This window comes from Methanomicrobia archaeon, from assembly GCA_011049045.1.
Lineage (GTDB): Archaea > Halobacteriota > Syntropharchaeia > Alkanophagales > Methanospirareceae > JACGMN01.
In genome coordinates, this window is sequence record DSCO01000012.1 from 1 (window position 1) to 11646 (window position 11646).

At 55.2% G+C, this 11646-nt stretch carries 15 protein-coding genes and 1 tRNA gene; 6 read left to right on the plus strand and 10 right to left on the minus strand.

The features are described from left to right. Positions 1-377: 377 nt before the first annotated feature. The gene (locus tag ENN68_01065) at positions 378-1256 is read right to left on the minus strand and encodes a hypothetical protein (GenBank protein ID HDS44685.1); all 879 of its coding nucleotides are present in this window, start codon (positions 1254-1256) and stop codon (positions 378-380) included. A 62-nt stretch (positions 1257-1318) separates the two neighbouring features. Here ENN68_01065 and ENN68_01070 point away from each other — a divergent pair, with 62 nt between their 5' ends. After that, entirely contained in the window at positions 1319-1516 is a 198-nt protein-coding gene (locus tag ENN68_01070; protein HDS44686.1) for a hypothetical protein, read from the plus strand. A gap of 472 nt (positions 1517-1988) precedes the next feature. On the opposite strand, the gene ENN68_01075 is transcribed toward ENN68_01070, so the two are convergent. Beyond that, positions 1989-3299, minus strand: coding sequence for a VCBS repeat-containing protein (locus tag ENN68_01075; protein ID HDS44687.1), 1311 nt, complete (start codon positions 3297-3299; stop codon positions 1989-1991). A gap of 221 nt (positions 3300-3520) precedes the next feature. Here ENN68_01075 and ENN68_01080 point away from each other — a divergent pair, with 221 nt between their 5' ends. Continuing rightward, the gene (locus ENN68_01080) at positions 3521-3745 is read left to right on the plus strand and encodes a hypothetical protein (protein ID HDS44688.1); all 225 of its coding nucleotides are present in this window, start codon (positions 3521-3523) and stop codon (positions 3743-3745) included. A gap of 281 nt (positions 3746-4026) precedes the next feature. On the opposite strand, the gene ENN68_01085 is transcribed toward ENN68_01080, so the two are convergent. From ENN68_01085 to ENN68_01105, 5 genes are all read right to left on the minus strand, one after another. Continuing rightward, a complete protein-coding gene (locus ENN68_01085; GenBank protein HDS44689.1) occupies positions 4027-4416 on the minus strand; it encodes a hypothetical protein in 390 nt (129 codons plus the stop codon). Positions 4417-4672: 256 nt separating this feature from the next. Then, entirely contained in the window at positions 4673-4993 is a 321-nt protein-coding gene (locus ENN68_01090) for a cupin domain-containing protein (GenBank protein HDS44690.1), read from the minus strand. Between the two features lie 236 nt (positions 4994-5229). Beyond that, positions 5230-5970, minus strand: coding sequence for a translation initiation factor IF-6 (locus tag ENN68_01095; GenBank protein ID HDS44691.1), 741 nt, complete (start codon positions 5968-5970; stop codon positions 5230-5232). A 13-nt stretch (positions 5971-5983) separates the two neighbouring features. Further along, positions 5984-6253, minus strand: a complete 270-nt coding sequence (locus tag ENN68_01100; protein ID HDS44692.1) for a 50S ribosomal protein L31e — start codon at positions 6251-6253, stop codon at positions 5984-5986. Positions 6254-6321: 68 nt separating this feature from the next. Next, positions 6322-6480 (minus strand): 50S ribosomal protein L39e, encoded by a 159-nt coding sequence (locus tag ENN68_01105; protein ID HDS44693.1) that lies wholly within the window; start codon positions 6478-6480, stop codon positions 6322-6324. A 92-nt stretch (positions 6481-6572) separates the two neighbouring features. Between ENN68_01105 and queD the strand changes: the two genes are divergently transcribed. Beyond that, positions 6573-6938: a 6-carboxytetrahydropterin synthase QueD gene (queD, locus tag ENN68_01110; protein ID HDS44694.1), complete on the plus strand. Its 366-nt coding sequence runs from the start codon at positions 6573-6575 to the stop codon at positions 6936-6938. A 9-nt stretch (positions 6939-6947) separates the two neighbouring features. On the opposite strand, the gene ENN68_01115 is transcribed toward queD, so the two are convergent. Together ENN68_01115 and ENN68_01120 are read right to left on the minus strand one after the other, a co-directional pair. Further along, a complete protein-coding gene (locus ENN68_01115; protein HDS44695.1) occupies positions 6948-7595 on the minus strand; it encodes a hypothetical protein in 648 nt (215 codons plus the stop codon). 142 nt (positions 7596-7737) lie between these two features. Then, positions 7738-8718 (minus strand): deoxyhypusine synthase, encoded by a 981-nt coding sequence (locus ENN68_01120; protein ID HDS44696.1) that lies wholly within the window; start codon positions 8716-8718, stop codon positions 7738-7740. Positions 8719-8862: 144 nt separating this feature from the next. Between ENN68_01120 and ENN68_01125 the strand changes: the two genes are divergently transcribed. From ENN68_01125 to ENN68_01135, 3 genes are all read left to right on the plus strand, one after another. Next, a tRNA-Pro gene (locus ENN68_01125) sits at positions 8863-8936 on the plus strand. Between the two features lie 40 nt (positions 8937-8976). Then, on the plus strand, positions 8977-10035 hold the full coding sequence (locus ENN68_01130; protein HDS44697.1) for a hypothetical protein: 1059 nt from the start codon (positions 8977-8979) through the stop codon (positions 10033-10035). Between the two features lie 188 nt (positions 10036-10223). Next, positions 10224-11423, plus strand: coding sequence for a CBS domain-containing protein (locus ENN68_01135; GenBank protein ID HDS44698.1), 1200 nt, complete (start codon positions 10224-10226; stop codon positions 11421-11423). A gap of 71 nt (positions 11424-11494) precedes the next feature. Here the strand turns inward: ENN68_01135 and ENN68_01140 are convergent. Continuing rightward, positions 11495-11646 (minus strand): tRNA pseudouridine(54/55) synthase Pus10 (locus tag ENN68_01140; protein HDS44699.1); only part of this gene is annotated, 152 nt, incomplete at its 5' end.

Genomic DNA, 11646 nt, shown 5'->3' on the forward strand with positions numbered 1-11646 from the left:
AAACCGTCACCCCTCAAAGGTGTATAAAAACGTTGTATTTAAATAAGCTTCTTTTCCACTCCAGTTTTGTGGGAAAAGAGAGGGGGGGGGGGCATTTTATGGGTATCGAAAAGCTCCAGAAAGCTTATAGGAAGGGGGAACTAAACAAATACTTTTTTAGTTGCTTACTAAAGGTGAAGGGATTATTTAATGGTAGCGAAAAGAAATATTGCCAGTACATAATAATGTTGATGATCTATTAGGGAATATCATAGCGATATTACCCGGGGTGCGTGTGTTAGGTTCGAATCTGTGCAGTTATCTGGCAATTTGACTTCGGTATCTGCGCGTATCTACAGTACTTTTTGCTAGCTCAACCACGATCTATTTGCGCGTGCTCACTGTAGCCTGATCGCCGGTATCCACCCCTCGTGCCGCTGGCCGTTACGGTCCACGAACTCCTCACAGGTGATAACCCCACCGGTTGCGGTGTGAGATGGTGAATGGACGATCTGCGGGTACGAGCCGGTGACGAGGGTATAGTTGTAGGTTTCTTGCGCGTGGAGGGTGAATGGGCGGTCAAAGGTGATGGTGTGCCAGTCGCCGGTATAGCCGTTCCATTGCGCTTCTGCTGTCCCGTTTGCAGAGGAGATGGCAGCATAGGCGGTATGCCCACCGGTACCGGCGCAGTTATACGTGTATAACGACTGTACGGTGATTGTTTCGTTTGGTTGGATAGTGCCTTTGTGCCTGCCGGCGATACTCGGGTAGTTACCTTCACCCGTATCGAAGACCGGGAGGAGAGCTGGTGTTGGACAGGTAACTGTTCCGCCAGTCCACGTTACGGCGAGATCGCCGACCGACGGATCGTTCAACTTGCTCGGCGGCGAGAAGGACAATGGCGTTACACAGCCACTCGCAGTGCAGCACTGAATGGTGAGCGTGCCGATCAGTACCGTGCCACTCACCGTCGGCTGCCCCAGCGGCCTGAGGAAGACCAGCCATTCTCGACCATCAAACCGTGTATCCCACGTGCCCTGCCACGAGGGGCCGTACGCCACCTGTGTGACCTGAGCGCAGCCAGGGATATACGTGAGGTTTATCTGACCAGCACCAAAGGTATCCGTAGTATTTGCCCATAGTTGCACTTCTATCGTATCACGAAATGGTGCCGTGCTATGCTGCGGGAATAGGTACACCGTGTTATCGGGTACTGCTGCTACGAGAAGCACGGCAAGTACTGCAAGCACTGCAAGCCCCACTATACCACCCGCCATACCGGGAACTATTCTCCTGTTCATTTTTTCTAGCCCGTACGATCTTTCACTACTTGGTATGTATGTATTACCTCGCGGATAAGATCAGGTTCATGCTTCACGGTGCACCGCAGCTCAGCGCGTTGATGGTGGGTGGGTGGATGGATGGTCGTTATCGGAACGTCTTCGGAGTCAGCAGCGGTCCACCTGACCGTGCGGTTATCGGTCGTGAGATTCAAGCCACGGAAAAGCCGTTCGGTTTGTGCACGCTCAGCTCATGAGCAGTTAGGATGAATCACACGTCAGAACCGTCTGAACCGGCAGATCAATGACAAGGGAAGGAAATGGTTCTTCGCGTGCATGCCCTGCGGCCGGCGGAGCGGAAAAGGCGCGGGAGAAGCGGACCTGCCGAGGGATCGGGATGCCACTATAAGCTCCGGTGTAGTTGCAAGCACTATAGCACTATATTATGCCTTAAAAACCAGAAACAGACCTTAAGCAAGCTCGGCTCACTGCAGCCGTATCGCCTGGCCGTTGCTGTTCGTTCACGACCTCATAAGGCCGCAATTCCGGCAAGGATAAGGCAAAAAATAAAAAGTGAAAGAGGCTTATTTTCGCCTCTTCCGTACAATTGCAACAGCAGCGATTGCCGCTAGCAGGCTGACGAGTGCGATGAGGCCGGCGGGTGTGAACGCGGGCAGACGCTCAACCTGAGGCTCCACGGTGAAGCCCCAGATATCAACTTCGCCGTGATCAAACCGATCCGGGCCAACTCCACGCCCCCCCCGTGAGGATCTCCACGATACCATCACCATCCACATCGCGGGAATACGTGGTGTAGGCGAAGCTGTCCATCATCTCCGGTCCTATCCACTCCTCGCTGTACTTGTTCTGCAGCACCAGGCCGTCCCAGGAATAGACTCGCAAGACGTTCGCACCGGGCGTTTCATGGACCGCTCCCACAGCTATAGCATCCTTCACTCCATCCAGATCCACGTCCTCAGCGGCGGCAGCAAAGAACTCCACGTTACCTCGCGCGCTTTGCCACGCTTCATACGCCTCCAGGTCGAATTCCACTCCGTCCCAATCCCACACCGTGATGAGCCCAAAGAAAGGGTCGTCCAATTCGAGCATTGAACCTATCGCTCTGCCTGCAGTGACCAGTTCGAGTAACCCATCACCATCCAGATCGCCGATCGCTAACCCCACCGCGCTGCTCGACTCCATCGTCTTCCAGTGGGCTCCTGCTTCGAGGGTCATCGCTGCTCCATCCCAACGCCAGACCCGTAGATCAATATAATCGGCCGTATCTCCAGCCGTCACGATCTCAATGACACTGTCCCCATCAACATCACCGAGGGCCACACCAAATGCCGTGGTGCCACTGGTGCCCCACGTCTCACTATGCTCTTCCGTTACTGCTGATCCATCCCAGGTTAAAATGCGAATTATCCCGTAAGTGGAATCCGTATACGCCGATCCCGCGAGAACGATTTCGACTTCGCCATCACTATCGACATCCCCCGCCGCGAGGTCGTATATATGCTCGGTTGTCCAACCTGGTGGTGGATCCTCGAACAAGCCGAATTTCTCTTGAAGCACTAAGGCGTTGGTTGCGCTGTCCCAGTGCCATATCCGCAACTCGGAGTCTTCTAAATCAGGCACATACGTAACGGAAAGGATCTCCACAACACCGTCTCCGTCAACATCAGCGCAGTGTACCGCGCGGCCAAGCGTTCGGCTCGTTCCCTCCTGCCACGCCACCTCCGTGAGGAGCGTGTAGGTTGCACCGTTCCAGTGACTGATCCGTAGCTCTGCTGAGTCCGGCAAGCTACCGATTGTGACGATCTCAACCGTGCCATCACCGTCGAGGTCCGTGGCACAGATATCCGCCACCTGGCCTTGCTCCACCAGCCAAAGCTCAGTATGCTCTAAGATAAGGTTCCCCGGTTCGACTGCAGCCGCCAGGGGAAAAAGGGGCAGTAAGCATACCGTGATCGCGATGGTGGCCAGTAGTCGTAGCCGTTTTTGTGTATCCACTTGTATCACCTCCTGATCTGGCATTTGGTGCTGCCCTATTTTAAACCTTTCGCTTTCGTTCGCTTCACGGGGCCGTCAGGTTGTTGGGGCTGGTGATCTAAACTCACCAGCTGTATTTTACACCCCTGCGGCATAATTTCCGCGCTGATTCTGCTCGGGCACCCAGGAACGTTACCGCCCCGGGTCGCCACAAGCTTTAAATACCCAGAACGCCGATGGACTAGACAAGGAGGTGAGGAAAAGAAATGGCACTTAACGCTGAGGTGATTGACAAGATGGCAGCACTCCTGACCGCTGCATTCGGCCTGGTCGCTGCGCTTGCGTGGAATGGCGCGATACTCGCGATCTTTAAAGAGATTTTCGGCACCGCCGAGACCGTACCTGCCTTGCTCGTCTACGCCGTGGTCGTCACTATCATCGCTGTTATTGTTACCATCTGGATAGCAAAAGCTGCTGAGAAAGCGAAATAAAATACGGAGAGCTCTCTGCAACTCGTGCTGTCGTGGACCGCAGTTATAAGAACGAACATTGCCTTTTCACGGACAGTCAGTCGTCTGCCTGTCCGTTTTTATTCCCGCTTGATCGTGCTTCTCTATCTTTTGCACGCTTAATAGTGGTTTTGTTTTACTTCTGCTTGCTGTGCCGATCGTATGAAGCCGAAGCCACCGGTAACTCTGCTATTTCAATAAGGTACGACTGACGAGACAGGAAAAAAAGAAAGGGAGTTGGAACGGTCTACCAACCCACACCACTACTTCCTTTCAAAGGCAACCCACGTTTCTGTTGTTGATACGTTCCGGCTTTTGTGAAGGAAATCAATGATCACATTCGAATCCTCAGCTTCGTAGATCCAGATTGCGTCATACCGGCCGAGCGTGTGATACACCTGTAAGAACTTCACGCCCTTCGGTGGCTCTTTGAGCAGCTGGTCACCGAATTTCCTCGCTTCTTCTGTCATACCAGGATTGATCTTCACGCAGGTGATGAACAGCATTTCTTTCGTCTCACCTCCTGGTATGCTATTGGTGGTTAAAAGATAAGAGTCTTTCCCCACCTCGAGAATAAGCAGACGAGCTACAACTTCGGCGAGATACCGCATCGCACGCTGAGGGGACCATTTCGACGGGAGAGAGCCCGCCATAAAGGTTCACGTTCCGTGAATTGGCCTGCACTCGCTAGAGGACGAATAAATAATGCGGGGCTTGTAGGGTGCTGCTATCCGGGTAACGCGAGCGACAAGCGAGTTCCAAAGCTTTCAGTAATCGTTCGTTGACGGGTCGCCGACTACGGATGACGATTGCGCCGTCCAAGACGTCACTGCTCTGGTGGTTACCGCCAACCGGGAGAGGAAGCATCACGAACGCCATCGCCGGACCGTCTCATTCGTCCGACGAGCGCTACAGGATATAGGGCATAGATTCCGCCCTGGTTACTCTGACCATCAGGGTGATAAATCGAATGGGCGCTGATGAGCTGTTGTGCAGGAAGTGGATCGTTTCCGGCGGTATATAAATCACATCGCCAGCTGCTACTTCGCGCTGTTCGTCCCCTATATGCATGACACCGTTACCAGACAGGAGGTAGTAGAGTTCCTCCGCGTCCGGATGGAAGTGTGGCTGGATTGTCTGACCTTCCTGAAGGTACGTCTCGTAGATTGCCGCTATCCGGCGTGCGCAAACACTGAGATTCAGGCCACCCTGCAACTTCTCGACGAACATCTCCCATTTTCAGCTCAGCGGCCAGAGAAGATAAAACTTATCGAGCGCGGTATTTGGCTATATCTCGCGGCTGCGGGGCAAGAAGGCGATCCTCGAGACGGGCATCTGGGTCGAGAATACCGCCACACGCCACTACGACGAACTGCTCATACCGATCGAATGGGATGATGATGTTAATTGTTCTGTTCACGGTCATTTTTCACCGGCTAAACCTGGGGGCGTGGCACGGCATCGGTTCACCATGCAGAATCAGCAGCCTCGTTCGGCTCTTCAAACCCGAGTGTGTCCACGATTCGGCCCAGTTCCGCGCCTGAAGTCTCATCACCCACGGCATAGCCCCGGGAGTTCGCGAGCAGTGCCGCGCCAATGAGCGGAATACCGAAATTCACACTCCCGATACCTACGGGCAGCTCAAAGATATGCTCCAGGAACTCTAATTCTTCATACGTAGCGTTCCGATGCGCCAGAACGCCCTTGTTCGTCGCTACTGCAGCCATGCCAACCGTCTTCACGCCGCCGATCGTGCCCGTATGCACCTGCACGCCGAGCGTGGCGTGAATGAGCTCCCGCGTCTCCTCCCGTAGCTCGGGATGCACGAGCGCCACGGAATCGTTTGCCAATATGATATTGCCCGCAGCACTCAGCACTTCCGCTTCAGGCAGTTTGCTCAGCTGCACGTGCACGCCCGCAGCACGTGCCGCCGCCTCGATGTGCTCGAGCTCACTGTCCAGTGCGTATGGTGAGAAGACCAGGCCCTGTGAGTTCCCCGCGACCAGACAGCCGACCAGTGAGGTCTCCGCAACGAGTGTTCGCACCGCCGGGACACCCAGCGCGCGCTCCAGCTCGCTCACAAGCCGCTGAGGCACGAAACGCGGTACAAGGACGAGGGACTCGGTGCAGAGGGCAACGACGCCAATAAACGAGGTGCCTTCGATCGTAAAAAGCCTTCTTATCTCCTGCTCGCCTCGCCGCTTCATCAATCAAAAAACCTTATTCAACCAGCTCAGCCTTGACAACGTCCTCTTCTTCCGTTACCTTCACGCGAATTCTTGACGGTGGCTTCTGCGAACCCCGTTCCCACACCTTCTCATTTATTGATGAATCCAAAAGGACGATATCTGATTTGGTATGGTGCTGCAGGAAATCACGAATCACGCTTATTGCTCGGGTGCTCCGCTTCCACCGCGGCGTCTTCTTCACCGACCGGAGCGGTATGGTATAGATCCGCTCACCAGTGCCCTTCCCTTTCTCTTCGCCCATCTTCGTTCGTGCTTACTCCCTTAATTACTTTACGTTACTTTACTTTACAGACCGTGTTTACGTTTACACTACACCTTGAGTTTTGTGCGTCGCCAGTGTCGCCGTTTCGGGTGCGTGGTCACGTGCCGATTCGTCCGCACCATGATCCATGCGGGAACCCGCCTATTCTGCCGATTCGCCTTCGCGAGCCTGATCTTTTTGCCTCGCGTGTTCTTGCCCCATGCCATTGCTCTGTATACTATCAAGGAGCAACTCATATTTAAATATCCGCGGGTGCAAGAGGTAAGTAAACACTTCTCGGTGAACGCGTGTGAGCAGAATGACGATGAAACTCGGGATCACCACCCATTTTGACGCGGCGCATTCGCTCGCCCTGCATCCGGGAAAATGCAAACAGCTTCACGGGCACACGTACCGTGTGGATATCGTTGTGGAAGGCGAGCAGCATGAAGAGACCGGTTGTGTGGCCGATTTTGCGGAATTGAAGGCTGTCATCGCCGATGTGCTCGCTCTGGTTGATCACACGTATCTCAACGAGGTGCTGCGGTATCCGACGAGTGAGAATATCGCGCTCTTCTTGCAGTCTGAATTGGAACAGCGCTTCTCCGGCTCGACCTTGGGCGTTTCGCTTCATTCCGTACGCGTCTGGGAAGCGACGGACAAGTGGGTTCTAGTCGAGCGGTGAGTAACGCGATCACGAGAGCGGCTCAACCGCGATCAGATTCAATTCATATCGCAACGCCGTGGAATCGTAGAAAAGCACGCCCTCTGCCACGATCGTATCGCCCTCCTGAAGCTCCGAGATACCGAGTGCTCCGCTCACGGGCTTCGCACGCAGTCGATAGGTACCCGTTCCGTCGGCAATATACAGAACGGACGTGTAAAGATCCTCGACCGTGCCAGCAAGGCGTATCCGCGTCCCTTCGAACCGCTCAGGCTCGCGAGCGAGCTGTGGAACGAACAGTATCCGGTTCGCGCTCGTGTTCACTTTCGCGATCGCATGCTCAGCGGTAACGAGCTCGTATTCACCGCGATAAACCTGGACGCGGCCCTCAGCCACAACCTCGTCGCCGTAACTCAGATCACGGACGATCCCCGACTGATCCGAAGGGATAACGAAGAGGAGCAGTGACGTCTGATTTGCCGCCAGTCTCAACTGCACATAGCCCTGTTCCGTTACGCTCACGTCCGTAACGACACCACGTGTACGGACGCTAGCGCCTTCGTAGCGCGCGACCTCGTCAAGTGGCACCGTTTGCGGCACCATGAGTAAGGATACGCCATAGAGTATCACAATCCCGAGCACCGAGAAGAAGAGCACTACTGCGCCGGCGCGATCCATAAGCCTGCTTCATAGAAGAGATATACAGAGATGCATAAAATATTTGCGATTACACCGGTGGGTTACCGGCAGGTGCTGCCCCAGCTCACCGGAGGAGAGCAGTGGCTCCGCAACGGACGAAAGAAGCACTCACCGGGTCGCTTTATCTATTCAGCCGGCCACGGACCGCAGCGACGATGAGCGGTAGCGCTACGGTGGCGTCACCGTAAAGGGTCACGGTCTTCGCGTGCTCGCTGACTTTACCCCACGATTTCGCCTCCTCCAGGGTCGCACCGCTCAGGCTCCCATCTTCCGGTGTGCTGGTTGTAATTTGAATGGCGTAATCGAGCCCGTCTTTACCCGCCGGCCGCGGTGCGACCAGCGCCGCCTGGAAGATGAAATTCTTGGGCACGCCGCCGCCAAGAATGAGCGCGCCCGCGCGTGGTGCCACGGAGAAGAGCTCGACCAACTCCTTCAGGTCATCAAAAGCATCGACCTCGAGCGAGCCCATTTGCTTGTAGAGCCAGGCGTGGAGCCCGATCATGGAATCAGCAATCGCCGGGCAGAACACGGGCACATTACACTCCACTGCAGACCGCAGGATCGAATCGGGATCCGAAAGATGCTCACCGATTACCGTGATAAATTCGCGAATACTGTACCGCCGACCGCTCATGTGCTCGAAGACGCCGTGTAAAAACGCTTCGAGCCGCGCAAACGCCTCATCGTGCACGAGCACATCGTAAATCCGATCAATGCCCTGTGTCCTGAGCCAGGCGTCGTCTCTATCGCCGTAAGCGCCTGTACTCGTGCTCCCGATGAGATAGTGGTGCTCGCCCAGCGCTTCTATAATATCATGCACGAGATTTGCACCGGTCGTTACGACGACGTCCACGTATCGGTCACGTATCAGCTCGGCGAGTATCGTACGCATGCCCGCAGGGACCAGTGCACCGGCAACGCCCATGAACTTCGTCGTCTCCTCGGTCTGCATCTCGGTGAAAATATCCACGGCCTTTGCCAATCTGCCAGCACCGAAAGCTGAGGATCGCAGCCCCGTCATGAGCTCGTCAATGCTCGTGTGGGCGCCAATTCGAACGCCCTTCACGGGTCGTAATCCGTTCAGTTGACTCTCTTCGTCCATTGCTCCTCGCGTGCGCCACTGCCAGAACGGGCAGTACATAGACCAAAGCGCATCTTACCACAAAAAAGTACGCATTTTAATAGCTAGACTGATAAAGAGAATGTAAGCAAGGTCGCGGCAGGCATACGGTAGTTGGACTGGTAGGGGGCTGTAGGGTAGCCAGGTTATCCTTCCAGCTCGGGGAGCTGGTAACCGGAGTTCAAATCTCCGCAGCCCCATCTCCACGACCATTCATTCATTAGGAGAACGAGGCAGGCAATGGGTGTATCGAACTACGCGAATGTGTATGCGCGAATAAGGGCACGTGTAGGTGACATCATAGCGGAAGGTAAAATACGCGAGCTGATTGAAGCTCGGCCGAGCGATTTTCTGCCGTTACTGATGGATACCGCATACAAGGAGCAGTTAACCCGAGCGGGGGTGACCACGCTCGACGCACGACGGATCGAAGAGGCGTTAAAGGCTGAGCTCGTCAGCCAGTACGTAATGGTGCTCAGGTCAACGAAAGGCTCGATCCGTGATATCTTTTACGTCATCCTCAGACGCCTGGAGGTGAAGAACCTCAAGGCACTCATACGCACAAAGGCGACCGATACACGGACATCGGCCGGGATCGAGACGCTCATATTCCCCATTGAAGACGTCTTCAAACGCCGCATGAGCACGTTGAAGGGGGTGGACTCGCTCGCCGGTCTGATAAGCCACACGGAGAGCCCCTATCGCGAGGTGTTGGCTAACGCGTACCCGGAGTATGAAACGACGGGACAGCTCCTTGTACTCGAGCGCGCGCTTGACGAGGAGATCTGCGGTGCGATCTGGGCGCAAACGGAGGAGTTAGGCCGTGCTGACCAGGAGATTGTGCGGAAGATCGTGGGTACTGAGCTGGATCTGACGAATATCATGACCTTGCTCCGCTGCAAGGCGGAGGGGATACCACCGGGCAAGATCAGGAGCTACGTGCTGCCCTACGCGTATCTCGTGGATTTCGGTGCGGACGCGCTGAACGAGGTGATAATGGCAGAGAACACCGGTGCGGCTATCCGTGCGATGCCCGATTCGCCCTACACCGACGTATTGACCCGCGTATTGCCGCTCTGCGATATGGAAAAGACGCTCATTCCCTTCGAGGACGCGCTCTGGCGCCATTTCGCCACCGTGGTACGAAAGACCTTGAAGGGCTACCCCATTGACATCGGCACGATCATCGGGTTCCTGTACCTCAAGGAGCTGGAGATCCAAAATCTCTGCACGATCGCGGTCGGCAAGGAGAACAACCTCCCGGCTGAAGAGATCTCCCGGCTCGTGCTCGCTTCGTGACCCGAATGGAGTCCGTAGCGCTATACGCCGTGCTCCTGCTTGGAGCTGCTGCACGAACGTTTAGACCGTTGAAACGGGTGTTCGGGGTGATTTATAAATCGGTAAGTTTAAATTAATCCACGGTAATAGGCTTTCAGTCTCTAAGTCTGCACGAACGAGGAGAAAAGAGGAGAGGAGAGGAAAGAGAGATGTTTGATGAACCGGTACTCGGGATAAGCACGAAGGAGGTCGTGACGATCACGCCAGATACAACGGTCGGCACGGCGATCGGGATAATGGAGAAGAACAGGTTTCACACCCTGGTGGTCCGGGGGAGCGATGCGCTCTATCTGGTGAGCATTCAGGATCTGCTGTTTGCATCCCATTCCGACTGGCATGTCGATGAGTTTATGTTCAAGCCCTACACCATCCACCACACGACGCCGATCATTGATGCTATAATAGAGCTCATCGACTGCGGTCAGCGCGCGGCACCTGTGATCGACGACAGTGGTGTACTTGCGGGCATTGTTACGGAATATGACTTCATGGCGCGGGGCGCGGATTCTCGTCTCCTGAAAGATGCTGAGGTGCGCCGGATTATGACTCGTGATCCGATCTGCGTGCAGAAGACCGATAGCATCGGGAAAGCGCGCAGCATCATGACCAAGAACAATATCGGGCGCGTGCTCGTGGTGGATGAGCTGCAGAATTTAGTGGGCATCGTTACCGGTATGGACATTGTGAAGAAGATTTACAAGCCCAAGAATCGCATGACCATAGGCGAGGTCAAGGGTGAGAAGATCACCCGGATGGAGCAGCCGGTTACGGTCATCATGAATGCGCCGGTGATTACGGCGGATATCGATGCGAATCTCGCGGACGTTGCGAAACTACTGCTGCAGCATGACATTCGGGGCGTACCGATCGTAAAGGATCACGTGCCTCGCGGGATCATTACCATTCCGGACATCATGCGCTACCTCCGCATGCTGCGCGAGGAGGCGGCGATGGTGGAGGTTGAGCTCGAGGGCACCCTGGACGAGGAGTATAAAGACCTTGCGGAGCGCATCATCGAGACCGAAGTACGGAAGATCGCGCGATTCTCGCCTCGTGTGCACTGGATCAAGATCGTGATTAAGAAGGAGCGTGACCGCGGCGGTGTGCCGTTTTATCGGATAAACGCGCACGTGAAGACGCCGGAAAAGCAGTACTTTGCTCAGGCCGAGCCGAAACCGCTCAAAACCACCAAGTGGAAGAGCGAAGACGAGGTGGAGGAGACGAAGATGCAGAAATCACGCTGGGACTTCCTTGAGGTGCTCAAGGATGCCCTGCTCTCCGTGGAGCGGCAGATCGAGGAAGATCGTGATCGGAAACGGGACCTGAACCGACGGGCGGTTGAGGCATAACGAGCGGGTTGGCAGACAAGGCAAGGCAAGGTAAGGTAAGGCAAGGCAAGCACTCCCGTGAATTCGTTCGTCTAGGACTGTGCAGCGGGAGAAACGAAATCCGCGATTTGAAAATCGAGCTCTACATCGAGTACGTCGAGTTCCGTAACCGCCGCGGGCATACCCAGCAGTGCGCTCAAATTCGGCGTCGTACGTCCCTCATCGCCGGAGATAAGCTCCTTCA